This window comes from Archangium sp. (genome assembly GCF_057119385.1).
On the sequence record NZ_DBNGVP010000134.1, the window covers coordinates 50,056 to 75,491 of the forward strand.

Consider the following 25,436-nt stretch of genomic DNA (forward strand, 5'->3'; position numbering starts at 1 on the left):
AGGAGGGCGCCGCCATGGCGCGACAGGGCACCAGCGCTCTGCTGCATCACCGGTCCGTGGAGTTCTGGAAAGAGTCCCTGAAGCACGCCGGTGACGGCTTCGTGTTGAACGGGCCTCCTCCGGATGCCGGCTCGCGCGAGGCGGGTCCGCGCCAGCAGATGGAGCGCGCGCTCGGCCAGGGCGCCACGGACACGCTGCTGAAGATCAGCCAGGGCGGGGACCTCGAGTCCTTCGTCGTCTTCCACGCGGCGGCGGCGTTGCTGCTCTCGCGGTACGAGGACAGTGAGACCTGCGTCACCTCCATTCCGCCGCTGCAAGGGGCGGACTCCGAGTGGAAGGACGGACTTCCCCTCGTGCTCTCCCTGGCCCCGGTGAAGAACGCCCGGGAGCTGGTGATCGCGACGGATCAGGCCATCGTCGACGCCTACGAGCACCAGGGCGTGCCCGCCGCGTTGCTCCCCGCTGGCGCCGCGGAGCGCGCGTGGTCGAACGTGCGCCTCGCCCATGCGAAGCTGCATGCCTCCGTGACGCCGGGTCAGGGCATTGCCCTGGCGCTGACGCTGGACGTTCCCGCGAGTGGTGCTCCGGTGGTGCGGGCTTCCTTCACCACGGACGCGCTGGCCCGTTGGTTCGTGGAGGAGCTGCTGGCGAACCTGGAGCACGTCCTCGCCGCCTGGGGACAGGCCTCCTCGCTGGAGAAGGTGGAGCTGGCCTCGTTCGACGTGGTGCGGCCGGCGTCGCGCACCACGCTCCTCGAGCACTTCAATCGGGACTTCCACGAGGACCCGTCCCCCAGCACCCTGGTGGAGCGCATCCGCGCCCAGGTGGTTCGCACGCCCGAGGCCATCGCCGTCATCTCGGACGGGACTCGCCTGTCCTACGCGGAGCTCGACCAGCGCGCCGAGGCGCTCGCCGCGCATCTGGCCAACGCACATGGCATCCGCCGGGGAGACCGCGTGGCCATCCTCATGGGCAAGTCGGACCTGCCCGTGGTGGCCATCCTCGGCATCCTCAAGGCCGGCGCCGCCTACGTCCCCGTGGATCCGCGCATTCCTCCGGCGCGCGTGGGCTTCCTCCTGCGCGACTGCGGCTGCCGCCTGCTGCTCACCGAGGCCCCGCTCCTGCTCTCCGTGGAGGGCTTCGACGGCGCGGTCATGGCCCTGGACGTGGAGCCCGTTCCTCCCGCTCCCCCGGACTACGTTCCGGTCCAGGTGGGGCCGCGGGATCTCGCGTACGTCATCTACACCTCGGGCTCCACCGGCGAGCCCAAGGGCGTGTGCATCACCCACGCCGCCATCCTGAGCTACCTGGACTGGAAGCTCGCCTACTACCGCTTCGATTCGAGCTTCGTCCTGCTGCAGATCCCCCCGCTGTGCTTCGACAGCTCGGTCTCGGATCTGTTCTCCATGCTGTTGTCCGGGGCGAGCATGGTGCTCCTGCCGGACGAGGCGCGGCTCGAGGTTCCGCTCATCCGCGAGCTGGTCGGCCGCCACGAGGTGACGAACCTCACGCTCGTCCCGAGCCACTACCGGGTGCTGCTCGAGCACCTGGAGCCCTTCCGCGAGCAGCTCCGGGTCATCACCATCGCCGGTGAGCGCAGCAGCCTGGATCTGATCCAGCGGCACCAGCGGCTGCTGCCCTCCACGAGGCTGATCAACGAGTACGGCCCCACGGAGAACTCGGTGGGCGCCACCGCCTACGACTACGCGCTCGGTGCGACGGATGGTGGGCGCGTGGGCTTCCCGCAGACGAACACCCGGGTGCGCATCCTGGATCGCCAGCTGCGCCTGCTGCCTCACGGCGCGGCGGGGGAGATCTGCCTGAGCGGCCCGGGCGTGGCGCTCGGGTACCTGAATCGCGAGGAGCTCACGCGCGAGGTCTTCGTCCCGGATCCGTTCGTCCCTGGCGCGCGCATGTACCGCAGTGGAGACATGGGCCGATTGACGCCGGATGGGCAGCTGGAGCTGCTCGGGCGGCGGGACGCGCAGGTGAAGATCCGCGGCAACCGCGTGGAGCCCGGAGAGGTGGAGGCGGCGCTCCGGCGGCTGTCCGGCGTGAAGGAGAGCGTGGTGGTGGCTCGCCCCAACGCGCGCGAGGAGTTGGAGCTGGTGGCCTACGCCGTGACGGACGGTGGGCAGTCTCCGGCCGCGCTCCGCGAGGCGCTGGCGCGTGTGCTGCCGTCCGCCATGGTGCCCTCGCACGTGGTGGTGCTGGGCGAGCTGCCGCTGCTGCCAAGCGGCAAGGTGGACCGGTCCCGGCTGCCCGCGCCCTCCGTCTCCGCCAGCGATGCGCAGCGGGAGGCTCCGCGTGACGAGGTGGAGGCCCTGGTCGCCTCCGTCTGGGAGGAGGAACTGCGCAGCGGACCGGTGAGCCTCGATGCCGACTTCTTCGCGCTCGGCGGGCACAGCCTGTTGGGCGTGCAGATCGTCCTCCGCCTCCAGCAGGCGCTGGACGTGCAGGTGGGCCTGCGCGAGCTCTTCGAGAACCCCACCATCCGCCGCTTCGCCGAGGTGCTGCGCCACAAGGAGAAGCAGCGGGTGCGGCCCATCGATCCCGTGCCCGACGCCGCGTCCTACCCGGCCTCGCACGCCCAGCGGCGCATCTGGATCCTGGAGCGGCTGCGCGGGCAGGGACGTGCCGCGTACAACCTGCCGGACGCGTACGAGCTCGATGGGGTGCTCGGCGACGGCGAGGTGGAGGCGGCCCTGCGCCGGGTGGTGGAGCGGCACGAGTCGCTTCGCACCTGCTTCGGCGAAGTGGCCGGCGAGCTGATGCAGCGCGTGCTGCCGGCCTCCGCGTTCTCCCTGGAGCGCAAGGACCTGGGTGGCTCGTCCGACCCCGAGCAGGCCCTGACGCGGGCGCTGCGTGCCGAGGCGGAGCGGCCCTTCGCGCTGGAGTCGGATCCGCCGTTCCGCGCCACGCTGTACCGCCTGGGCGAGGGGCACCACGTGCTCGGCCTGCAGATCCACCACATCGCCTGTGACGGGTGGTCCGCGGCCCGCCTCATCCGCGAGATGCTGGACGGGCTGGCGGCCGGGCGCGAGGGCCGTGATCCGGGCCTGAAGCCGCTGCGCATCCAGTACCGTGACTTCGTGGCGTGGCAGGAGGCCGCGCTGCGCGAGGGCGCCTGGGAGTCGGAGCGGCGGTACTGGATGGAGCAGCTGTCTGGCCCGCGCGAGCCGCTGATGCTGCCCACGGACTTCCCCCGGCCCGCGAGCCGGCGCTTCGAGGGCCGTGTCGTCCGGGCGCAACTGGCGCCGGAGCTGAGCCGGGAGATCCGCGCCGCCGGTCAGCGTGTCGGTGCCAGCCTCTTCATGTTCCTCACCGCGGCGGTGCAGGCGCTCCTGTACCGCTACACGGGGCAGGAGTCGCTGCTCCTGGGAACGCCGGTGGCCGGCCGCGTGCACCCGGACCTGGAGGATCAGGTCGGCCTCTACATGAACACCCTCCTGCTGCGCGGAGACGTGAAGCCCGGTGCTCCTTTCTCGGCGCTGCTCGAGCAGGTCAAGCAGACCGTGCTGGGCGGCTACGAGCACCAGCAGTACCCGTTCGATCTGCTCGTGGAGGAGCTGCAGGTCGGGCGCGATCTCGGCAGGAATCCGCTCTTCGACGTGATGATCACGCTCGACGGGCGGGACGTGGATCCGCTGGTGGCTGGTGACGTCCAGGAGCTGGGCGTGGGGCTCTCCGCCCGGCGCCGGATGGTGGACTACGACATCAGCAAGGTGGACCTGACGTTCGCCTTCGCCGACACCGGTGCCGGCGAGCTCGCGCTGACGCTCGAGTACGACACGGGCCTGTTCCGCGCGGAGCGGATGGAGCGGATGGCTCGGCACCTGTCCACGCTGCTGGCCGACGCGGTGCGCGCGCCGGAGCGGCCCGTGGGCGAGCTGGCGCTGCTACCCGAGGACGAGCGCCGCACGGTGTTGGTGGAGCTCAACCGCACGCAGGTGCCGCGGAGGGACGGGGAGACGCTGCTCGGCGAGTTCCAGGCGCAGGTGGCCCGGACGCCGGAGCGGATCGTCGTGGATTCGGGTGACCTCCGGCTCAGCTACCGCGAGCTGGATGCGCGGGCCTCGGCGCTCGCGGAGACGCTGCGGACGGCGTGGGGGCTCGGGGTCGGGGACCGGGCCGTGCTGGTGGGCGGGCGCACGGTGGGCTTCCTGGAGCGGATGCTCGCCATCCTGAAGTGTGGCGCGGCCTACGTGCCCGTGGAGCGCGGTGTGCCGCCCGAGCGGCTCGCGGCGATGGTGGAGAGCTGCGGTGCGCGGATCGTCCTGGGCGAGGACGAGGTGCCCGAGGCGCCATCCAGAGCGGGGACTCACGTGCCGGCGGATTCCGAGGAGGCCCGTACTGCTCCGGATCGGCGCGTGGCGTACATCATCTTCACCTCCGGCTCCACCGGCCACCCCAAGGGCGTGATGGTGGAGCACCGGGGCGTGATGAACTTGGTGCGCTGGCACCAGCGGGCGTTCTCGCTCGGGCCCGACAGCCGGACGACCTGGTTCGCCAGCGTGGGCTTCGATGCGTCCGTCTGGGAGATCTGGCCCACCCTGCTCACGGGCGGCTGCCTGGTGCTGTTGCCCGAGGCGGCTCGGAGTGACGCCGACGCGCTCCTCGAGCTGTGGATTGCCTCCCGGGTCTCCCATGCCTTCGTGCCCACGCGGGTGGCGGAGCTGCTGGTGCGCCGTCCGCGCGCCGCCGCGCTCCCCCGGGAGTTCGTGCTGCTCACCGGTGGCGAGACGCTCCACCCGCTGGGCGCCGTGCCCTTCACCGTCGTCAACAACTACGGCCCCACGGAGGCCACCGTCGTGGCCACGTCCATCGTGCTCGGGAAGGACCCGGGCGGCGAGGTGCCCATTGGCCGGCCGATCGACAACATGCGGGTGTTGCTGCTCGACGAGCGGCTCCAGCCCGTGCCGGTGGGCGTGCCCGGGGAGCTGTACCTCGGAGGCCCCGGCCTGGCGCGCGGCTACGTGGGCGAGCCGGAGCTGACCCTCGAGCGCTTCGTGGCGGACCCGTTCCACTCGGGCGAGCGGCTCTACCGCACCGGGGACCTGGCTTGCTGGCGCGAGGATGGGAACCTCGGGTTCCTCGGGCGCCGCGATGCCCAGCTGAAGATTCGCGGTTACCGCATCGAGCCGGCGGAGATCGAGGGTGTGCTCGGTGCCGTCACGGGCATCCTCGAAGCCGCGGTCACGGCCGTGGCGAGCGAAGGTGGCGAGCCGCGGCTGACGGCCCTGCTGGTACCCGGCGAGGGCATGCGCCCCGGCCCGGAGGCGCTGCGGAACAGGTTGGTGGAGCGGCTGCCGGCCTGGATGATTCCCTCGCGCTTCGTCTGGGTGGCGGCGCTTCCCAAGAACGCCAGCGGCAAGGTGGATCGCCGCGCCCTGGCGGGTCTGGTCCCGAACGAGGGCGAGCCGGTGGGCGAGCGTCCCCGCTCGACGCTGGAGGAGCTGATCGCCGAGGTCTGGACCGCGGTGCTCCGGGTGGAGCGCGTGGGGCGCGACGACGACTTCTTCGAGCTCGGCGGTGACTCCATCCAGGCCATGCGGGTGGCGGCGCGTCTGCGGGATGCGCTGGGCCGGCCGCTGGAACTGCGAGCCCTCTTCGAGGCCCGGACGGTGCGGCGGCTCGCGCAGGTGCTCGAGGCGGCACCCTCCGTGGAGGAGGGGCTGTCGGGTCCCATCACCCGCGCTCCCGCCGAGGAGCGCACCCGCACGCCTCTGTCTTGCGCCCAGGAGCAGATCCTCGGGGTGGAGCAGCATCTCCCCGGCTCAACCGCGTTCCACATGCTGTACGGCCTGCGGCTGAGGGGTCCCCTGGATGCCGGGGCGCTCCGGGCCGCCGTGCGCGACCTGATGGACCGTCACGAGGCGCTGCGCACGCGCTTCCGGGACGGGGCCGCGGAGGTCGCATGGCCCCCGGGTGGCGCGCCGGTTCCCCTCACCGAGGCAGACCTCTCCACGACGCAGGCGGCGGAGCACGATGCCGCCATCCAGCGCGAGGCCCAGGCACTGCACGCGAAGCCGTTCGCGCTCGCGGAGGGGCCGCTGTGGCGGGTCCGGCTGCTGCGGCTGGGTGAGGACGCGCACGCCCTGCTGGTGTCCATGCACCACCTCATCGGGGACGGCGAGTCCTTCGGGCTGCTGGTGCGCGAGTTGCTGGCGCTTTACCGGGCACGTACCCAGGGCCGGGCTCCGGAGATGGGCGAGGCGCCGCTCCACGCGGGAGACTTCGCGCGCTGGCAGCGGCACATGCTGGCGTCCGGTGGTTTCGAGCGCTCGCTGTCCTACTGGCGCGAGGAACTGGGTGGAGAGCTGCCGCCCCTGACGCTCCCGATGGATTGGCCTCGGGTGGCGCGGCAGGCCTTCGTGCCCGTCGAGCACACCTTCCACATTCCGGAGGCGCTGGTGGCGGGTGTCCGGCGGCTGGCTCGCCGCGAGGATTGCACTCCCTTCATGGTCTTCACCGCGGCCTTCCAGCTCCTGCTGCACCGGCTCTCGGGCTGCCAGGACATCCGCGTGGGCACCCTGCTGGCCGGACATGCCCGGCCCGAGCTGGAGGGCGTGGCGGGCCTGCTCGTCAACACGGTGATCCTCCGCACGAAGGTGGAGCCGGAGCTGTCCGCCCACGGACTGCTGGCCCGTGTCCGAGAGAAGGTCCTCGGGGCCTTCGCCCACCGGGAGCTTCCCTTCGAGGCGCTGGTGGAGCGGCTGGCACAGGAGAAGACCCTGGATCGAGGCACGCTCTTCGAAGCGCTCCTCACGTTCCAGCGCATGCCCGCGTCCGCGTCCCCGGCCACCACGGAGGGCCCGCGCGTGGAGCCACTCACGCACCTGCGTGTCCCCACCCAGGCCATCACCACGTGCGATCTCGTGCTCGCGCTGGAGGAGCGGCCGGACGGCGTGGAAGCACTGCTGACGTACAAGAGCGAGCTGTGGCGCCGCTCCAGCATCGAGCGGATGGTGGAGGAGCTGCTGCGCGTGCTCGACGAGATGACGAACGGGGCGGAGCAACCGCTCGGTGAGCGCACCCGGGCCCCGGAATCGAGGGAGGCAAGAGGATGAAGGCACGTGCCGGGTTCGTTCTTCAGCCCACGTTGGTGGAGGGCCTCCGGCGTGCCGGAGAGGGTGAGGGGCTCGGGGTCGGGGCGTGGGTCTCGGCGGGCCTGGTGGCGCTGCTGCACCGCTACACGGACCAGGAGTCCTTCGCCGTGCGGCTCGGCGGTTCGCCGCTGACGCTGGACTTCTCGGCCGAGCCGGATCTCGGAGGGCTCGCGCACCAGGCGCGGGCGCTCGTGACGGGCGAGGCGGTGGCGCTGGAGGTGGCCTTCGAGGAGCACGGCTCGAGCTGGGCCCAGCGGCGTCTGGTGGAGCGGCTCTCCCCGGAGCAGGTGGATCTCCGCTTCGAGCTCGACACGGCGGGCGGCGAGGCGCGCATCCGCTGCCTGTCCTCGCGGGAGTGGCTGGACGAGGAGGGCGCCCGGCAGCTGGGCAGGCACCTGGAGGTGTTGCTCCAGGGCGCGGTGACGTCCCCGGAACTGCCGGTCTCGCGCCTTCCGTTGCTCACCGCGGAGGAGTGGAAGCGGCAGGTGTTCGGGTGGAACCAGACGGCGGGCGCGCTGCCGGAGCGCCGCATCCACACGCTCTTCGAGGAGCAGGTGGCGTTGCGACCGGACGCTCCGGCGATCGTGGCCGGGACGAGGACGCTCTCGTACGCGGAGTTGAATCGGCGGGCGGATGCGCTTGCCCGGCGCTTGAGGCGGTTGGGCGTGGGGCCGGACGTGCGCGTGCAGCTCGCGTTCGAGCGCTCCATCGAGATGGTGGTGGCGGTGCTCGGGGTGCTCAAGGCGGGCGGCGCCTATGTGCCTTTGGATCCGGCTTATCCCCCCGAGCGCTTTCAGATGATGGTGGAGGACACGCGGGGCGCCGCGCTGCTCACGCAGCCCCACCTGCGCGAGCGTTTCGCGGGCACGGACCTTCCGATCCTGGAGCTCGGGCCGGAGGACGGGCCTGATGAGGAAGGGGAGGCACCAGCGCCCACAACGGGAGGCCCGGATGACCTCGCCTACGTCATCTACACCTCTGGCTCTTCTGGTCGCCCCAAGGGCGTGATGATCGAGCACCGGGGCCTGGTGAACGTCATCCGCGACACGGCGGAGGCCTTCGGGGTGCGGCCGGAGGATCGCGTCCTCCAGTTCTCCTCGCTGAGCTTCGACGTGTCCGTCTGGGACATGTTCGCCTGCCTCACCTCGGGTGCGTGCCTGGTGCTGGTGGACGAGGAGATGACGCGCAACCCGCGGCTGCTCACCGAGTGGGTGGCCGAGCAGCGGGTGACGGTGATGTTCCTGCTGGCGTCGGTGATGAGCAGCCTGGAGCCGGCGGCGTTCCCCTCGGTGCGGCTGATCGTCACGGGCGGCGAGCTGTTCTCGCAGGAGCTGGTGGACCGCTGGGCGCCGGGGCGGCGGCTCTTCTACGTGTACGGCCCCACCGAGGCGACCATCTTCCAGTCCTGGCTGGAGTGCCCCGCGGGCGCCACGGTGCCTCCGCCGACCGTGGGCAAGCCGATGGTGAACCTGCGCTACTACCTCGTCGATCGTCACCTGAACCCGGTGCCGGTGGGCGTGGCGGGCGAGCTGTGCATCGCGGGTTTCGCCGTGGGGCGCGGCTACGTGGCCCGCCCGGAGCTGAACGCGGAGAAGTTCCTGACGGACCCCTTCTTCCAGGGGCCGCCCCCGTTGCCCTCCGTGACGCGGATGTACCGCTCGGGAGATCGCGCGGTGCAGCGCCCGGACGGGAACCTGGACTTCCTCGGGCGGGTGGATCGCCAGGTGAAGGTGCGCGGGTTCCGCATCGAGCCCGGTGAGATCGAGTCGTGCCTCGCGAAGCACCCGGGCCTCCAACAGGGCGTGGTGGTGGCGCGCCCGCTGTCGGCCGGCGAGGTGGCGCTGGTGGCCTTCGCCGTACCGTACCCGGAGGCGCACCTCACCCCCGGCGACATCAAGCGCTTCGTGGAGGAGCGGTTGCCCTCGTACATGGTGCCCTCGCGCGTCATCCTGTGCGAGGCCCTCCCGCGCTCGCCCAACGGCAAGGTGGATCGCCGCGCGCTGCTGGCCATGGAGCCGGCCCGCTCGCAGGAGACGCCCGCCGTGGCCCCGCGTGACGAGCGCGAGCGGGTGCTGCTGGAGATCTGGCAGGAGGTGCTCGGCACCGACGACTTCGGCGTGCAGGACGACTTCTTCGAGTTGGGCGGGCACAGCCTCAAGGCCATGCGCGCCCTGTCCCGCATCCGCCAGCAGCTCGGGGTGGAGCTGTCCGTCCGGGAGTTCTTCGTCCACCGCACCATCGAGCAGATCGCCGAACAGCTCGCGGCCCGGGCCTCGCACGGGGGCGGCTCCACCTCGCCCATCTCCCGCATCCCGGACGCGCCGCACCATCCCATGTCGGACGCGCAGCGCCGCCTGTGGCTGGTGGATCAGTCGCGAGGGGACAGCCGCATCTACAACACGCCGCTGGCCTTCGTGCTGGAGGGCCGCCTCGACGAGCAGGCCCTGGAGCAGTCACTGAGGGACCTGGTGGCGCGCCATGAGTCCCTGCGCACCACGCTCGTGCTCGTGGGCGGGGAGCCGCGCCAGCGCGTGGGAACGGGCGAGGACTTCCGGCTGGAGCGCCGGGACTGCTCCTCCGCGGCCGATCCCCTCGCCGCGGCCCGGGAGCTGGCCCGCGAGGATGCGCACCGGCCCTTCGATCTGGCGCGCGGCCCGCTCTTCCGCGCCCACCTCATCCGCTGCGGCCCCGAGCGGTTCCTGCTGGCGTTGAACCTGCACCACGTCATCTGCGACTCGTGGTCGCTCGCCGTCCTCACGAAGGAGCTCCGGGCGCTCTACGCCGCACGCGTCTCGGGCCTCCCGTCGCCGCTGGCGCCCCTGCCCGTGCAGTACCGCGACTTCAGCGCGTGGCGTCAGCAGCTCCTGGCGAGCCCCTCGCTCGAAGCCCACCGCGCGTATTGGCTCCAGAAGCTCGCCCGGCCGGCGGAGCCGCTCGCGTTGCCGATCGATCATCCCCGGTCCTCTCCGCCCTCGGGGCGCGGCACCCTCCACTCTTTCGACCTCGGCCCCGCCGAGTACGAGGCCCTCAACCGGCTGGCCGAGTCCACCTCCAGCAGCCTCTTCGTCGTCCTCGTGTCCCTGGTGAAGGTGCTGCTGTACCGCTACACGCACCAGCGGGACATCTCCATCGGCTCGGCGGTGGCGGGGCGGAGCGCGGTGGAGCTGGAGGAGCAGATCGGCCTGTTCGTGAACACCGTCGTCTTCCGGGACGTGCTCGATCCCCAGGCCAGCCTGCGCACGCTGGTGGAAGGGGTGCGCCAGACGGCCGTCGACGCCTACGCGTACCAGGACTACCCGTACGATGCCCTCGTGGAGCAACTGGGTGGCCCCCGCCATCCGGATCGGCATCCGCTCTTCGACGTCTGGGTGCTGCTGCAGGAGGAGCAGCCCCTGGTGCAGGAGCTGGGGCCCGGGGTCCTCATGCACCAGGAGGAGTGGTCGTTCGGCATCAGCCTCTTCGACCTGTCCTTCCAGTTCGAGAAGCGGAACGGCGGGCTGCGCGGGCGGCTCCAGTACGACAGCGCGCTGTACGAGCCGGCCACCATCGAGCTGATGGTGGAGCGCCTGCGGACTCTTGTGAACAGCGCGACACAACGGCCGGACGAGCCGCTGGAGCGGCTGGATTTCCTCGTGGCGGCTGAACGGATTCAGGAGCCGGCGCGTCCATTCGACGGGTTCCGTTTCGGCTGACGCGTATATGCTCCACCCTCCGTGCCCCGGTGGGCGCGGGGTCATCTCCCGAGGAACGAGAGCGCATGTCCCCTCCAGGAAAGAGCATGGGCCCGGACGAGCCGTTCGCCCCACCGCGGTTGGTCCGTTCATCGGTGCCCTGGAACGACGTGGACCGGGCGGCGCGAGCCGGCATCCGCGAGCTCGAGGCGCGCTTCCCGCACCTGCGCGCGAGCGTGCTGGTGCAGGAGTGTGACGGGCTGACCATCGACAAGGAGGCGGCCGAGGAGCGCATCGTCGCGGGCGCGCCCTTCCCGGCGGAGTTCACGGGCAGCAGCTTCGTGCTCTCGGTGACGAACGGGAGCGCGGTGGTGGAGTGGGCCTCGGACGACCTGGGGCTGCTGGAGCGCGGCTTCGAGGAGCTGCGGCCGGAGCTGGAGTCCCTTCCCGCCACGGGGATGGCATTGGATGGGGAGCCGTGCTCGGCGGACTTCGCGGTGGACGTGCGGGAGCCGCTGCACGAGGTGCCCTTGCAGCGCAAGCTGGAGCGGCTCCGCGCGGACTTCGAGCGGGCCGGGCAGCTGGCGCCCAAGGCCCAGCGCGTGGTGACGGCCTACCGCGAGACGCAGGTGGTGGAGCTCTTCGTCAGCTCCAACCGGCGCATGCGCCAGCAGCTCTCGCGGGTGACGCGCGCCGTCTACATCCTCGTCCCTGGCGTGGGAGGCCGCCTGGTGCAGGCCCGTGCCGGCCGCGACGTGCAGGGCGGCTTCGAGCAGGCCGCCATCCACCCGTACACGTGGCGTCAGCTCGAACAGGCGCTCGACCAGGTGCCGCGCGCCGAGCCGCTCACTCCCGGCGAGTACGACGTCATCGTGGACGGCGAGTGGGCCGGGCTCATCGCCCACGAGGCCTTCGGCCACGGCTCCGAGTCCGACATGCTGGAGAAGAACCGCGCCCGGGCGGTGAACTACCTCGGCAAGACGCTCGGCAGTCCGCTGGTGGAGCTGCGCGACTCCGCGGCCGAGCCGGGACGCTCCGGCAGCTTCTTCTTCGATCACCTGGGCACGCTCGCCACGGCCACGCCGATCATCCAGAAGGGCGTGCTGTCGCGGCCCATCTCCGCCCGGGGCTCGGGGGAGGGGCTGGGCTTCCGTCCGTCCTCGAACGGCCGCCGGCAGTCTCCGCTGCACAAGGCCTACGTCCGCATGACGAACACGGACATCGTCCCCGGCGAGAGCCGCCTGGAGGACATGGTGGCCGCGGTGAAGTACGGCTTCTACCTGCGGATGCCGCTGGGAGGCATGGAGGACCCGAAGGGCTGGGGCATCCAGTGCCAGGGCTCGGTGGCGCTGGAGATCCAGGACGGGCGCTTCACGGGCAAGTGCTTCGGGCCGGTCATCCTCACGGGGTACCTGCCGGAGCTGCTCTCGAGCGTGCGGATGGTGGGGCGCGACTTCGAGTCGGACGGGATGGGGTACTGCGGGAAGGGCTACAAGGAATTCGTGAAGACCACCTGCGGCGGGCCGGCGATGCTGCTGCGCGCCCGGCTGGGCTAGGACGAGAGGAACGTCATGCGAGAGTCGCTGGTGGGCTTCCTCGAGGAAGCGCGGAAGGCGGGGCGCATCTCCCAGTGGCGGGTGAGGGGAGAGCGGCGGCGCCAGTTGGAGCTGTACTACGCGGGCACGCGGCGGGAGGCCCGGCGGACGGTGGCCCGGGAGACGTTCGACGTGGAGGTCCTGAGGGATCAGGACGACGGGACGCGGGGGCACGCCAAGGTGCGGCTGACGCCCGGGAGCTCGCGGTGGCGGGAGCTGCTCGAGGCGCTCGTGGACATGGCGCGCTCGCGCAACCCGGCGTGGTCCTTTCCGGGGCCGTCGGAGCACGCGCCGGACAACCGGCACTGCTTCGATGCACGGCTCGCAGGAGCCACCCACGTGGCGATGGACGAGCTGTCCGGACACTGGCTGGAGGCCTGCCGCTCGCTGGCGGCGCGCTCGCTGGTGCCGGGCCACCTGGAGCTCTTCCTGGGGCACTCCGAGGAGTCCGTGACCACCAGTGCCGGGCTGGACGTGCGGACGGAGTCCACGGACTTCTACCTGGAGGGCTCCGTCACCACCGCGGAGCACGAGCGCTTCTTCCTGCGGCACGGCTGCTTCCTGGAGGACGTGAAGCTGGCGGAGCAGGTGGAGCGGGCGGCGAAGGAACTGCTGGAGCTGCCGGCCGCGGTGCTGGTGCCCCAGGGCCAGTACCGGGTCCTCCTGCACGCGAACGCGGTGGCGCAGCTCTTCCGGGCCGCGACGTTCGATCTGCAGGCGGAGTCGGTGCACCACGGCATCTCCCGGTTGAAGACGGGGGAGCGCTTCGGCCCCGAGGGCGTCACGGTGCGGGCCAACAGCCCCATCCGGGGACTGGGCCGCTCCGCGCTGGACGAGGAAGGCGTGGCGCTGCGCCCCTTCGACGTGGTGCGCGATGGCCGCGTGGTGGCGCTGGCCACGACGACGAAGTACGCGACGCTCACCGGCTTCCCCTGGACGGGCGGCATGCGCTCCCTCCACGTGGAGGGCGGCACGCGCTCGCGCGAGGAGCTGCTCCGGGCGGCGCTGAAGGACGGGCCGGTGCTGGAGGTGCTCGACTTCTCCAACCTGCTGCCGGACAACGAGTCCAAGGACTTCTCCGGCGAGCTGCGGCTCGGCTACCTGCACCGGGGAGGGGAGCGGCTGCTGGTGCGCGGCGGCAGCGTCGGAGGCAACGCGGTCACGGTGCTCGCGGACGCCGAGCTGGCATCGGAGCTGGCCTCGGACTACGGCAACCCGGCCATGAGCGAGCTGCCGTACCACGGCCCGGCCTACGCGCTGCTGCCGGTGATGGCGTGCTCGGGGGCGCAGGGGAGCGGCTCATGAAGCCCGTGGACGCGGTGGGCCTCACGCCCTACGGCTTCGACGAGGCGGTCCAGGCGCTCTGGAATGCCCACGAGGGCGAGGGCGACGTGTTGGGCCGCGTGGCCGCCGAGCACCGGGGCGCCTACTCCGTCTACACGGCCTCGGGCGCGTGGGACGCCGTGCTCACGGGGCGGCTGGTGCATGAGCTCGAGCAGGGGCTCGGCTCCAGGCCGGCGGTGGGGGACTGGGTGGTGCTCACCGGGCGCCCCGAGGAGGGAACGGCCGTCATCCACGGGATGTTGCCCCGGCGCTCGGTGCTGCGGCGCAAGGCCGCGGGCCGGGCCGTGCAGGAGCAGGTGGTCGCCGCCAACATGGACTGGGTCCTGCTGCTCATGGGCTGCGAGCACGACCTGAACCCGCGGCGCCTCGAGCGCTACCTGGTGGCCGCGTGGGACAGCGGCGCCCGGCCCGTGGTGGTCCTGACGAAGGCGGACCTGGCCGAGGACGTGGAGGCCCTGCTCGCGGAGGTGCGGCGGGTCTCCGGAGACGCGCCGGTGCATGCGATCAGCAGCCACACGGGGCAGGGCGTGGAGGAGCTGGAGGCCTACCTGGCCGGCAACCGCACCGTCGCGCTCACGGGCTCGTCGGGCGTGGGCAAGTCCACCCTGGTCAACCGCTGGCTGCCGGAGGATGCGCGCGCCACCCAGGAGCTGCGCGAGGACGGCCGCGGCAAGCACACCACCACGCACCGCGAGCTGGTCGTCCGCCCCACCGGGGGGCTGGTGATCGACACGCCCGGCATGCGCGAGCTGGGGCTGCTGGAGGCGGAGGAGGGACTCTCCCAGACCTTCGCCGACGTCACCGCGCTGATCGCCGCCTGCCGATTCCGGGACTGCGGCCACGAGCGCGAGGCCGGCTGTGCCGTACGCCAGGCGCTGGTGATGGGCGAGCTGGAGCAGGCGCGCTGGAACAGCTACCTGAAGCTGCAACGCGAGCAGGCGCACCTGGAGCGGCAGCGCCAACAGCAGCAGCAGAAGCAGACGCAGCGGCGCGCGCCCAAGCAGGAGAAGCCGGGCCGGCGCAGGCGCTCGTGGGACGAGGGCGAGGACGAGGCGTAGCTCAGCGGCGGACCTTGTGTCCGTCTCCCTCGAGGGCCCGGATGGCGGCCTCCAGCGTCTCCTCCTTCACCAGGAGGTAGTCGGTATCGAAGGTGGACATCGCGAAGACGCTGATGCCCGCCCGGGCCAGCGGCGCCGTGAGCGAGGCCACCACGCCCACCGACGTCAACTCGAAAGGCCCTTCCACCTCCAGGCACCGGAAGCCGGTCTGCACCCTGGCTCCCGCGGGCGCGGCGTGGGAGGGGCACATCACCGACAGCTCCTTGCCCGTGCGCGTGGCCGAGTAGAAACCCGGCCCCTCGGGGGCGGCGGGCCAGGGGGCGTTCCCTTCCATCCGACACAGCGCGTAATCTTCCGGCAGGACTCGAAGGGTCTGCATGCTCGGCATCGGGTCATGCTATCATGTTTTCCCATGATTGGCGGTTATTGACGGGTATGCTGCTTGCTCGTCGCGACCGGTGCGGGAACGGAGAGCGGAGCATGAGCCAGGCAGTGTCGTTGGTATCGCCGATGACCGGGGCGGAAGCCGCGAGCCCGATCGAGCAGGACATCCTCCAGCTCATCGAGCGCTCCTCCAACAAGCGCCAGCTGGAAGCGATCCTCGAGGGCATCCAGAGCGAGGCGCAGCTCGTGCAGTTCCTGCACCGTTTCCTGCTCTTCAACGACGCCCTGGCCGCGCGGGTGCCGCTGCTGGCGGGGCTGATCCACCTGTCGCCGGGCCTGTTCCTGGACCGGAGCGAGCCGGTGGCTTTCTGCGCCATGCGCAACGCGCGCATCGCCGCGTACGTGGCGGAGGCGGCGGCGGACGAGTACCACGTGTCCCCGCGCAACCTCGTGCACCAGCACCTGGCCCAGGAGTTCCTCCGGGGGGTGATGGACTACTTCGGCCTGAAGGCCGCGCACTATGACACCGAGCAGCGTCTCACCCCGCGCGTGTCCGAGCTGCTCACCGAGGCGCGCACGCGCTTCTTCGCCGAGCGGACGCTGGACGACGTGATGGCGGCGCTCGGCTTCCACACCGGGCTGGAGTTCTTCGCGCACGAGGAGTTCAACGTGGTGGACGCGTACCTGCGCACGCGCTACCCGGAGCTGGTGCGGCAGCTGGAGGGCACGAAGAAGGTGGAGGTGAACCGCTACCTGTGGATGTCGCTCCACACCATCGTGGAGCACCGCCACTACGAGGCGGGCATGGTGGCGCTGCGCGAGGCGCTGGCCTTCTACGCCGGCCCGCGCACCGAGAACGAGGCGCGCGAGCTGATCGTCTCCGGCTTCAAGGTCTTCAGCGATCTGCAGCGCCGCTTCTACCAGCACATCCTCGACGCGTAGTGGCATTGCCCGGGGATGCCCCATGAGCAACTCCAGTCCAGGGAGGATGCTCGGGCCACGGCCCTCGAGTTGCCCGCGAGCCCCATGATTGGGTGAACGGGCCCATTTCTCCTCGGGCCCGGCGAAAAAAGCGCGGGCCGGATGGGACGAAAATCAGGAGGGTCCGTCATCGCGGGCAATGGAACGTGGGCCTCTTCCCGGGGCCCCCGATGACGGAGCCCTCCTCCCATGCGAAGTCGAGTCCTTCTTGCCGGCCTCCTGGCCCTGTTCACCGCCGCGTGTGGGGAGACGGAGCTCCCGCCGAGCGACGAGGTGACGCAGCGCATCGATGCCGTCGCCACGGACGTGAAGCACCAACTGGGACGGGCGGCTGGAGGTGTACGTGCGGCGCTCGGACAACGCCATGGCGCATGCCTGGCACACGACGACGGCGGCAACGGCGTGGTCGGCGTGGGGCAACCTGGGCGGAGTGCTCACGGCGGCACCGTCGGCGGGCAGGAATGCCAACAGCCGCATCGAGGTGTTCGTGCGCAATGACAGGCAGGGCGCGCACCACATCTGGCAGCACACCACGACGGGGTGGACGGGCTGGGTGGAGATGGGAGGCACCATCCAGGGAGCGCCCGCGGTGGTGAACAACAACCTCAACAACCTGGAGATCTACGTGGTGGGAGGAGAGGGCTTCTACCGGCAGGTGCAGCTGCAGGTGGATGGCAACTGGACCAACGCCTGGGAGCTGCTCGGCAAGCCGTAGGCCTCTCGTCTCTCAATCATTGTCTTCGCGAGGGTTCCTGTCCCGGTGGGACAGGAGCCCTTTTGTTCGCTGTGCAATACAAATCCATTCCATGCGCGAAGGCGGAATGGATCAGCCGCTCTTGACAGGAATTGAAGACAGGCAGATAACGTTTTGCGTGATTTCGCTTCCTGAGGCGGAATCCGGCTCTTGAAGCCTCTTTTCTATTCCGTGACAAGGAGAAGACCATGAGTGATGGAATTTCGCGTCGTGACCTTGGAAAGCTGGCCGCGGGAGCCGCCGCGGTGGCCGCCACCGGGCTGCCGGGCACCAGCGAGGCGCACGATATCTTTCCGGGCGCGCACGGCCCCGTCCTCACCTACGCCCCCAACCGGGACTATGTCTGGGATTGCTACGCGCAGGGCGGCTACAACCTGATGAAGTATGTCACCGGCTGGGGCATGCCCAACCTGGGCTCCGAGATCGGCTGGTGTGTCTCCTTCCCCCGCGTCGTCATCGTCCGGACGGTGACCGGCGATGGCACCAACTCGTTGGGGACGAACAAGCTCTATCCGGACCCCAACGCGGTCCAGAACGAGATCACCCCCTGGTACAACGCGCGCAACAGCATCTGGATCGAGATCGGCAACGAGCCGAACGGCGCCTGGCTCAACCAGTACGGCCAGAGCGGAAGCACCGACGAGAACCTCATCTGGAACTGGCGCTATTGGCTGGACCAGTGCATCGCGCGCTGCCGCAGCGTGTTCCCGAACGCCAAGCTCATCAGCCCGGGCCTCACGCCCGCCGCCGCCGCGAACCCCGGCCGCTGGATGGCCATCGCCGCGGATGTCATGCGCAAGTGCGACTACATCGGCTGGCACGTCTACGGCTACAACGACTGGTACAACTCGGGTGACCTGCAGCGCATGGTCCCCCTCATGAACCAGTACTTCTCCGGCAAGCAGTGGGTGCTCTCGGAGTTCGGCCTCAACGGCAACCTCGACAAGTACACCAAGGGGCAGCGCAACGCCGGGCTCATCCACAAGTCCCAGAGCAACCCCGTGATCCCCGCCAACAACATCGCCTCGGCCTACTACCACCTGGCCACCAACCTGACGCCGGATCCCTCGTACTGCATCTATCCGGAAGGCGATCGCGGCTACAAGTCCATCACCGGGTGATGATGCCGGCGGTGGGTGTCTGATTCAGACGGCCTCCGGGGCACCAGGTCCTCGGAGGCTGTCCGCTGTGGGGTATCGCCGTGGTGTCTCGCCGTGGTGTCTCGAGGAGTCGTGCGATGGGTCTGAAGATGTCCGAGATTCTGTTGATCCTGGCGGTGCTGATGCTCCTCTTCGGGGCCTCGCGCCTGCCGCGACTGGGCTCCTCGCTGGGCAGCGCCATCCGCAATTTCAAGCGCGGCTTCAGTGGCGAGGCCTCCTCCGAGGAGGAGAAGAAGCTCCAGGAGACCGTAGGCGCCCGTCACGCCAGCCATCGGGGCTGAGGCGCGACAATCCCAGACGATTGCCCTTGGAGCCATCGGATCATGTTCAACATCGGTGCTGGCGAGCTCATCCTCATCGCGGTGGCGGCGCTGCTCGTCCTCGGACCGCAGCGGCTCCCCGAGTTCGCGCGAGTCGTGGGCAAGTACCTGCGGGAGTTCCACCGGCAGGCGGATGAGGTCCGCTCCGTGGTGCAGCGCGAGATGTACACGATGGACCAGGACCTCGACCGCGAGAAGGCGTCCTCGCCGCCGGCGCAGCCCCTGCTGACGCCTCCGGGCAAGGGAGAGGGCCATCTCCTGCACTACAAGGACGTGCCGGTCGAGCCCGTGCCCGTCTCCGGCACCGCCCAGGGCCTCGCCCCTCCGTCCGTGACGGATGTCCTGCCCGGCGTGGAGCCCCTGCCGGGCGCCGTCAGTCCTTCAGGAGCTGCGCCAGGCTGACGTCGAGCTGGCTCTGGACGAGGCGCAGCAGGCTGTTGAGCTCGTCGGGCGTCAGCCCCAGCCGCGTGGTCAGCTCCTCGCGGGTGAGCGCCAGCAGCCGCTCCCGGGCCCGGACGATCCACCGCGCCGCCGTGGAGCGGGACGTCTGGTACACCGCCCCCACCGAGTCCACGGACAGCCCGTGCACGTGGTGCAGCCGCAGCAGGTTGCGATCCTGGCCCTCCAGCCGCTCCAGCGCGGCGCGGAAGGCCACGCGGAAGTCCTCCTGGTGCCGCTGGCGCATGATGGCCAGCTCGGGGTTCACGCTGAGGCTCGCCATGAGCGCCGCCGGTGCCTCCTCCAGTGGCACCTCCCGAGGCGTGGCCCGATGCTGGTCCACGAGGAGCCGCATCGCCACCGCGCGCACCCACTGCATCAGCGGGCCGCGGCCGGAGTAGGTGGCCAGCTTCGGTGGCGCTCCGCCTTCCGGGACGAGCAGCCGCTGGCGCAGCAACTGCCGCAGCTCATCCACCCGGGAGGGCGGCTCGCGTGGCAGCCATGTCCCCACCTGGGACAGCACCCGCGCGTCGAGTGCCTCCAATGCCCGCGTGTCACCTCGCAGGCAGGCGAAGGCGAGGAAGAGATCCGCCGCGCGCAGGCCCGCGAGCACCTCACCGGCCTCGCCCGAGGAGGGCAGGTGCCCCGCCACGTGCTCCAGGAAGCTCCCGGCATCCAGGTCCACCTGCGGCCAGGCACCGCGCGCCTCCCGCACGAGGCCCTCGAGCGCCGCCTCCAGGCCGGGATGTGCCCGCAGCGCCGGGACGAGCGCCGGTGGCGCATGGGCGAGGAAGGACTCGGTCTGCTCGGACGGCATGCGCACCTCCAGCACGACAGCCTACCTTCGGGATACCGCACGGGTGGCCAGCCAGTCGCGGACTTCCCGCGACCAGGCCGCGTGGGTGGACTTGCCCCGCTCATAGGCGGCCTGGGCCTCGCGGGCCAGGGTCATGGCCCGCTCCCGCTCCCCGGGTGAGGACCAGAGGACGCGGGCGAGCGCGAAGCGCACCCGGGCCACGTCGACCGGGGCCAGCTCCAGGCGCGTGGAGAGCGCCACGGCCCGCTCCAGGAGCTCGCGGGCCTCCTGGGGCTGCCCTCCCTCCACCAGCGCCGCGCCGAGCAGGCCGAGCGTCTGCACCACCCGGGGGTGTTCCGCGCCCAGTGCCTTCTCGCGCATCGCCAGTGCCCGCCGCAGGTAGACGAGTGCCTGGCGCACCCGGTGCCGGCGCAGCTCCACGTGTCCCAGGTTGTGCAGCGCGCTGGCCACCTTCGGGTGGTTGGGGCCGAGCGCCGCCTCCCACAGCTCGCGTGCCACCTCGAAGTGGGCGCGCGCCTCGTCCAGGTTGCCCGCGTCGAGCTCCACCGAGCCCAGGTTGTTGCGCGACAGCGCCACGTCCGGGTGCCGGGGGCCGAGCCGTGCCTCCTGGAGGGCGAGCGCCTCGCGGTAGGCCACCCGGGCCTGCTCCAACTGCCCCAGGTCCGCCCGCGCGTTGCCCAGGCTGATCAGCACGGCCGCCGCGCGCAGGTGCTCGCCGTCCGCGCCGCGCAGCATGCTCAGGGCCCGCTCGTAGTGGGGCAGCGCCTCCTCCAGCCGGCCCTGTTTGGCCAGCGCGTCGCCCAGGTTCACCCGCATCATGCTGGTGCTGGGGTGGGCCACTCCGAAGTGCCGCTCGCCCAGGGCCAACGCCTCTTCCTGGCGGGCCACCGCCTCGGCCACCTTCCCCTGCAACCGCAGCGCGGTGGCCACGTTGTTGAGGTGCACCGCGCGCACCGGGTGATCCCGCCCGTACACGGCCTCCACCAGTCCCAGGGCGCGCGAGTAGTGTCCGGCCGCCTCGGCGTAGCGCCCCAGCCCGTTGAGGACCAGGCCCATGCAGGTGAGGGCGTCGGTGAGCGCCACGTCCTGGGGCCCACGCACCCGCTCCAGCAGGGCCAGGGACTGCTCGCAGTCGGTGAGCGCCCGGGCGAACTCGCCCTGCCGGTGGCTCAGGCTGGCGCGGAAGCGGTGCATCTCCGCCGCCACCTCCGGCGCGCCCTCGGGCCCCAGCCGCGCCAGGGCCGCCTCCGCCATGCGCGCGGTGCGCTGGGCCTCCGTCACCAGGCCCAGGCCATGTCCCTCGGTATAGAGGAGGCGGTTCCACGCGTGCGCGGCCGTCTCGTCGTCGTGTCCGGCCTCCGCCACGCGCACGGCCTCCTCCAACACCTCGCGCGCCTTGGCGAAGTGCCCGGCGGTGCCCTGCACCTCGCCCAGCAGGTGCAGCGCGCGCGCCAGCGTGGGCCGGTGCTCCAGTCCGCGCAGCTCCGCCACCACCTCCTCCAGCCGGGGCAGCTCGCGCGCGTAGAAGCCGGCCGCGCACCGCACGCGCAGCCCGTCCAGCTCCTGGCGCAGCGCCACCACCCGGGCCCGGGCCCCTGGCTCCTGCGGCAGCGGATCCACGCGGGCGAGCACGGTCCGGTCCTCGCACGCGGAGAGCGAGGGCAACTGCCGCGCCGCCTCGGGTCCCCGGGAGAGCGCCTCCCGCTCCCCTTCCTGCAGCAGCGCCACAAACATGTGGAGTGCCTGGCGCCGGCCGTCCAGGCACGCGGCGCGCAGATCCATCAGCCGCTCGGACTGGGATCGCCGCACGTGCGTGTCCTCGCAGGACTGCCGCTCCTGGGCCACCAGGGCCTCGGCATACGCGTCCAGGGCGCGCGCGGTGGAGTGGAAGGCCTCGCCGGGGGCCGGCAGTCCGCTCTGGAGGAAGCGCTGCTCCAGCCGGGTGCGGTGCGCCGCGTCCCAGGTGCCCGCCAGCCGGGCCTCGAAGCCGGTGCACACCCGCGCGGCGTGTCCCCGCTCCAGGACGAGACCCGTGGCGATGCTGGCCACCACGCCCGCCGCCAGTGCCGCCGCCGCCCAGCGCCAGCGGTACGCGTGCAGGGCGGAGTCGAGCCGGGTCAGCAGTGCGTCCAGGGACGCATGGCGCGCGGAGGGCTCCTCGGCCAGTCCGCGCAGCACGGCCCGCCGCACGGCTCCGGGGACGCCCAGGCCGCGCGCGGGGGGCCCCGCCTCGGGTCCTGTCCGCGTCCGGGCCGGGCTGGCCGTGGGGGGCCGCTGGCCGAAGAGCGCCTCGTACAGCGCCACGCAGAAGCTGTACTGGTCGCTGCGCGCGTCCGCGCGCTCACCCCGCCATTGCTCCGGGGACATATAGGCGGGCGTGCCCAGCCGGAGACCGACGCTGTCCCCCCGGCGTGACGCCTCCTCCGGGAGGAGGACGTTTTCCGCGGGCGGCCCGGAGGCGGCCTCGGGGGCGGGGCCAGCCCGGGCGAGGCCGAAGTCGGTGACGCGCACCTGCCCGTCATCTCCCAGCAGCACGTTGTCCGGCTTGAAGTCCCGGTGCACCAGCCCCACCGCATGCGCGGCGGCCAGGCCCCGGCCCGCCTGGAGGAAGTGCGTCAGCACCTCGCGCCAGGGCCGGGGGGTCTCCTCCAACCAGCCGCGCAGCGTCCGCCCCCGCACCAGCTCCATGGCGAGGAAGACGGTGTCTCCGTCCGTGCCCACGTCGTACACGGTGACGACATTCGGGTGGGACAGCCGGGCCAGCGCCTGGGCCTCGCGCACCAGCCGCGCCCGTGCCTCCGCGTCCGCCACCGCCCCGGGCTTGAGCAGCTTGAGCGCCACCTGCCGGTCCAGGTCCGGGTCATACGCGGCGAAGACGACGCCCATGCCGCCCTCGCCCACGCGGCGCAGCAGCACGTAGCCTCCCACGCGCTCTCCTGGTTGGAGCGCCACGCCGGGTTCGGCCGGCGCCAGGCGCCCGCTGTCCTTCACCGGCGGGGGCGTGTCCTCCTTCAGCCCCGCCACCACCGCACAGCAGGCCGCGCACCTGTCCAGGTGGGCCTCCAACCGGGCCCTGGCCTCCGCGGACAGGAGCCCCTGTGCGCCCTCCACCAGCTCGTTCTCGTCGGGGCACGCGGACATGGATGACCGGTTATCAGGGAAGAACCGTGAGAAATATTCCACGGAAATTCCGCGAAAAAAAGGGATGGGACGGCCGGGGCCGGGATCTGTCGTGGGGGGGCGGACTTCCACCCCCTCCCTTTTCGAGCAGAGGCCCTCCCTTCATGGACAAGAACTTCAGGAACTGGCGTCACGGATGGGTAACGCTCCTCGCGGTGGTGCGCGCGGAGGGCCTCTCCAATCACAACCAGCCCTACCAGTTCGACGGCATCCCGCTATGACGACGGCCGGCTGGCCATCATCGTCCGCGGCGACAACGGCCTGATGCACATCCGCACGCAGCTGTCGGCGAGCAGCGGCTCCTGGACCGCGTGGACGGTCCTGGGCGACAGCGTGGCCCGTTTCCAGGCGGGGAGGGGGGCGGGGCGCTCGCGGCCCTGGAGGCCAGCTACGTGGTGAACGCTCGGTAGAACAGAGCCGGGACGAGGGCACGAGAGCCCTACGATCCAAGCGTGAGGCGCTCAAGCCGGCGCTGGTCTGGCAGTCCGTCCCCATCCTTCCCGCCGCACCAGGAGAGGCGAGCTACCTGGACGCGTCGTGGTGACGGTATCCGCCACGGCGAGGAATGCCGGGGGACGTACACGCTCCTCCTGTGGGACGCCGAGCGTCAGCGCACCGTCCCCCCCGGGCAGCGTGACGTTCCCGTAAGGGGCCGCAGGACGGTGGGTGCCTGCCGAGCAGGGCAGCAGACACCGTGTCCTTTCGCCCGTCAGCCCCGGTGCCGCTCGGCCACGCGGTAGAGCCAGGTGAGAGAGCAGTCCAGGAGAGACTGCCGCGAGCGCATGTAGTTGCGGGCCCGGACGAAGGGAAACCACACGCGGTTGCCCACGAGGACCTGGGCCTCCTCGAGCCTCTGGCGCGGAATCCACCGGCCGCCCAGGTTGCGCACCAGCACCTCTCCCAGGTACGCCCCAATGGCGGGCACCGCGTGCTCGTCGATGGCTTCCCGGAGGCGGCTCTTGGGGAATTCCTCGCGCCAGAAGTAGAAGTCGGCATCCGTGAGCGACTCGGGCGTGGCCTTGAAGACGGACGGCACCTCCGAGTGCAGCAACGCCACGAGATGCTCGGCCAGGTTGCTGTAATGCTCGAGCGAACGCTGCGGGTTGTCCACATCCGGAGGTAGAGCGGAGCCGGCGGGGCGCCACTCCTCGGGCTCGGGAGGACACCACGCGTTGAGCTCGGCAATCCGCCGCTGGCGCTCGTGACTGGCGGCGCGGTCCACCACACGGGAGAGGAGCGGGACCAGGTCCGGGTGGAAGCGGGGCTCCACGGGGGCGAGCATGGCACTGCGCTCGTGCAAGGTGCGCAACACGGTGTCGAAATCAAGGTCCGGCCGGAGGTGGGCGTGAGCGAGGGCCTGTGCGCGCCGTGCCTCCTTGCTGGCGAAATCCGCCACGGTGGGCCGTGTCACCACAAGGACAGAGCCGTTGGGCAGTTCCTCCACCCGGTGAGCCGGAGTGGACAGCATGCGCTCGCGCCCCACGGCTTCCACCAGCTTGGGGCCAAAGACGTTGAGCCAGCACACCATGTAGATCTTGTCGAACCCATCTCTGAACAGGGTTTCATCATCGCGGCCGAAGTTGGGAGAGCCGGCCAGATTCAGGTCATCAGTGCTGTGGGCCATGGCGTGGGAGACCGGGTAGCTGGAGGCCCAGGTGCGCACCATCTCCACGAACTGGCTGCAGCGCGTCGTCTCCGAGAACAAGGAGACCGGCTTTATCTCGATGAAGACCCTCAGTCTGGGAGGCAGCGGTGGGAACCAGAGCCCGAACGACATGTCCAGCGCGGGCCACTCCGTCCGGTAGAGCCCGATGGATGTGCTGTTCTCGTCCCGCTCCTCTTCCAGCGCCTTCCAGATGGCAGCACGGGCGTATTTGCGCCGCCGCTTGCCTTCAATGACGTCCGGCATCCAACCGTCGGAGTACTTCTCAAGCGCCTGGAAAAAAGGCTCCAACTCGCTCTTCAGCGCCGCTTTCGACTCGAAAGCAGGGTCGAAAATGAGCAGGAGGCTGTCCTCCGGCTTCAGATCATGCACGCTCAGCGCCTTCATTCGACCAACACCTCCACTCCCGGGACCTTGCCCTTGGTTGCCTCCACGGCTCTCTTCAACCTGTTTAGATCGGTGGGCTTGAGCTTGCCGCCCTCGTAGACGAGGCGGACCCGCTGGACAGGCACCTTGCCATCTTCAGGGAAAAGGGACTGGAGGGAGTCCCGGCGGATGTCCAACGTCTCTCCGTACTTCTGCAAAGCTTCCCTCGCGTCCTCAATCATCTGTGTGTTCAGGGCTCTCTCGCTCAGTCCAGACAGGTCACGGCTCTTGAAGCTGAACGCCTCCACACGCCGTGGCCCTCCGCCAATTCCTCCCTCTTCGATGACGAGCACGTCCGCGAAGCGCAGGCCGGTGCCCGGCTTGCGCACGCCCACCTGCGTTTCAAGGCGGGGCCTGTCGAAGTCCCCCAGGAAGAGGCGCTCGGCCCGAGGCTTCAGCGCGTCCTCTTGCAGCAGCTTCACCATGTCGCGCTCGAAGGCCAGCCCCCGGGCAAACCACCCGCGCAGCTTCTCGTAGCCTTCCCATTTCAGCGTGCCCTTGCTGGCCTTGCCCTGCTCCACCTCCCTGAAGCGCTC

General features: G+C 70.9%; 13 protein-coding genes and 2 pseudogenes. 10 read left to right on the top strand and 5 right to left on the bottom strand.

The window, feature by feature from the left end; genetic code table 11:
* Window positions 1-14: 14 nt before the first annotated feature.
* From AC16DP_RS32785 to rsgA, 5 genes are all read left to right on the top strand, one after another.
* Window positions 15-7,070, top strand: coding sequence for a non-ribosomal peptide synthetase (locus AC16DP_RS32785; protein ID WP_329731964.1), 7,056 nt, complete (start codon window positions 15-17; stop codon window positions 7,068-7,070).
* Window positions 7,067-10,801 (top strand): amino acid adenylation domain-containing protein, encoded by a 3,735-nt coding sequence (locus tag AC16DP_RS32790; RefSeq protein WP_329731965.1) that lies wholly within the window; start codon window positions 7,067-7,069, stop codon window positions 10,799-10,801. The genes AC16DP_RS32785 and AC16DP_RS32790 overlap by 4 nt, the downstream gene beginning before the upstream one ends.
* Before the next feature lie 65 nt (window positions 10,802-10,866).
* Window positions 10,867-12,336, top strand: coding sequence for a TldD/PmbA family protein (locus AC16DP_RS32795; RefSeq protein WP_329731966.1), 1,470 nt, complete (start codon window positions 10,867-10,869; stop codon window positions 12,334-12,336).
* 15 nt (window positions 12,337-12,351) lie between these two features.
* The gene (locus AC16DP_RS32800) at window positions 12,352-13,680 is read left to right on the top strand and encodes a metallopeptidase TldD-related protein (RefSeq protein ID WP_329731967.1); all 1,329 of its coding nucleotides are present in this window, start codon (window positions 12,352-12,354) and stop codon (window positions 13,678-13,680) included.
* Entirely contained in the window at window positions 13,677-14,777 is a 1,101-nt protein-coding gene (rsgA, locus tag AC16DP_RS32805) for a ribosome small subunit-dependent GTPase A (RefSeq protein WP_329731968.1), read from the top strand. Before AC16DP_RS32800 ends, rsgA begins: the two co-directional genes overlap by 4 nt.
* A 1-nt stretch (window position 14,778) precedes the next feature.
* On the opposite strand, the gene AC16DP_RS32810 is transcribed toward rsgA, so the two are convergent.
* A complete protein-coding gene (locus AC16DP_RS32810; RefSeq protein WP_329731969.1) occupies window positions 14,779-15,165 on the bottom strand; it encodes an ACT domain-containing protein in 387 nt (128 codons plus the stop codon).
* A 92-nt stretch (window positions 15,166-15,257) separates the two neighbouring features.
* On the opposite strand from AC16DP_RS32810, the gene AC16DP_RS32815 reads away from it, so the two are divergent.
* From AC16DP_RS32815 to AC16DP_RS32835, 5 genes and pseudogenes are all read left to right on the top strand, one after another.
* Entirely contained in the window at window positions 15,258-16,103 is an 846-nt protein-coding gene (locus tag AC16DP_RS32815) for a hypothetical protein (RefSeq protein WP_329731970.1), read from the top strand.
* Window positions 16,104-16,470: 367 nt separating this feature from the next.
* Window positions 16,471-16,857: pseudogene (locus AC16DP_RS32820) on the top strand (DUF8189 domain-containing protein); the annotation flags it as partial.
* A 227-nt stretch (window positions 16,858-17,084) separates the two neighbouring features.
* Entirely contained in the window at window positions 17,085-18,017 is a 933-nt protein-coding gene (locus AC16DP_RS32825; RefSeq protein WP_329731972.1) for a glycoside hydrolase 5 family protein, read from the top strand.
* Between the two features lie 116 nt (window positions 18,018-18,133).
* Window positions 18,134-18,337, top strand: a complete 204-nt coding sequence (gene tatA, locus AC16DP_RS32830) for a twin-arginine translocase TatA/TatE family subunit (protein WP_329731973.1) — start codon at window positions 18,134-18,136, stop codon at window positions 18,335-18,337.
* 42 nt (window positions 18,338-18,379) lie between these two features.
* A complete protein-coding gene (locus AC16DP_RS32835) occupies window positions 18,380-18,778 on the top strand; it encodes a Sec-independent protein translocase subunit TatA/TatB (RefSeq protein ID WP_329731974.1) in 399 nt (132 codons plus the stop codon).
* Here the strand turns inward: AC16DP_RS32835 and AC16DP_RS32840 are convergent.
* The 4 genes and pseudogenes from AC16DP_RS32840 to AC16DP_RS32855 all read right to left on the bottom strand — a co-directional run.
* Window positions 18,750-19,631, bottom strand: coding sequence for a sigma factor-like helix-turn-helix DNA-binding protein (locus AC16DP_RS32840; RefSeq protein WP_329731975.1), 882 nt, complete (start codon window positions 19,629-19,631; stop codon window positions 18,750-18,752). The two genes, AC16DP_RS32835 and AC16DP_RS32840, sit on opposite strands and share 29 nt — an antisense overlap.
* A 21-nt stretch (window positions 19,632-19,652) precedes the next feature.
* Window positions 19,653-22,772 carry a serine/threonine-protein kinase gene (locus AC16DP_RS32845; protein ID WP_329731976.1) on the bottom strand — a complete coding sequence of 1,040 codons (3,120 nt, stop codon included), beginning with the start codon at window positions 22,770-22,772 and terminating at the stop codon, window positions 19,653-19,655.
* A 748-nt stretch (window positions 22,773-23,520) separates the two neighbouring features.
* Window positions 23,521-24,861, bottom strand: a complete 1,341-nt coding sequence (locus AC16DP_RS32850) for a hypothetical protein (protein ID WP_329731977.1) — start codon at window positions 24,859-24,861, stop codon at window positions 23,521-23,523.
* Window positions 24,858-25,436: pseudogene (locus tag AC16DP_RS32855) on the bottom strand (hypothetical protein); the annotation flags it as partial. The pseudogene AC16DP_RS32855 and the gene AC16DP_RS32850, both read right to left, overlap by 4 nt.

What these genes read in the sequence shown, in the direction of transcription:
- AC16DP_RS32785 (WP_329731964.1), top strand. Translation starts at nt 15, where the DNA reads ATGGCGCGACAGGGCACCAGCGCTCTGCTGCATCACCGGTCCGTGGAG.
- AC16DP_RS32790 (WP_329731965.1), top strand. Translation starts at nt 7,067, where the DNA reads ATGAAGGCACGTGCCGGGTTCGTTCTTCAGCCCACGTTGGTGGAGGGC.
- AC16DP_RS32795 (WP_329731966.1), top strand. Translation starts at nt 10,867, where the DNA reads ATGTCCCCTCCAGGAAAGAGCATGGGCCCGGACGAGCCGTTCGCCCCA.
- AC16DP_RS32800 (WP_329731967.1), top strand. Translation starts at nt 12,352, where the DNA reads ATGCGAGAGTCGCTGGTGGGCTTCCTCGAGGAAGCGCGGAAGGCGGGG.
- rsgA (WP_329731968.1), top strand. Translation starts at nt 13,677, where the DNA reads ATGAAGCCCGTGGACGCGGTGGGCCTCACGCCCTACGGCTTCGACGAG.
- AC16DP_RS32810 (WP_329731969.1), bottom strand. Translation starts at nt 15,165, where the DNA reads ATGCCGAGCATGCAGACCCTTCGAGTCCTGCCGGAAGATTACGCGCTG.
- AC16DP_RS32815 (WP_329731970.1), top strand. Translation starts at nt 15,258, where the DNA reads ATGAGCCAGGCAGTGTCGTTGGTATCGCCGATGACCGGGGCGGAAGCC.
- AC16DP_RS32825 (WP_329731972.1), top strand. Translation starts at nt 17,085, where the DNA reads ATGAGTGATGGAATTTCGCGTCGTGACCTTGGAAAGCTGGCCGCGGGA.
- tatA (WP_329731973.1), top strand. Translation starts at nt 18,134, where the DNA reads ATGGGTCTGAAGATGTCCGAGATTCTGTTGATCCTGGCGGTGCTGATG.
- AC16DP_RS32835 (WP_329731974.1), top strand. Translation starts at nt 18,380, where the DNA reads ATGTTCAACATCGGTGCTGGCGAGCTCATCCTCATCGCGGTGGCGGCG.
- AC16DP_RS32840 (WP_329731975.1), bottom strand. Translation starts at nt 19,631, where the DNA reads ATGCCGTCCGAGCAGACCGAGTCCTTCCTCGCCCATGCGCCACCGGCG.
- AC16DP_RS32845 (WP_329731976.1), bottom strand. Translation starts at nt 22,772, where the DNA reads ATGTCCGCGTGCCCCGACGAGAACGAGCTGGTGGAGGGCGCACAGGGG.
- AC16DP_RS32850 (WP_329731977.1), bottom strand. Translation starts at nt 24,861, where the DNA reads ATGAAGGCGCTGAGCGTGCATGATCTGAAGCCGGAGGACAGCCTCCTG.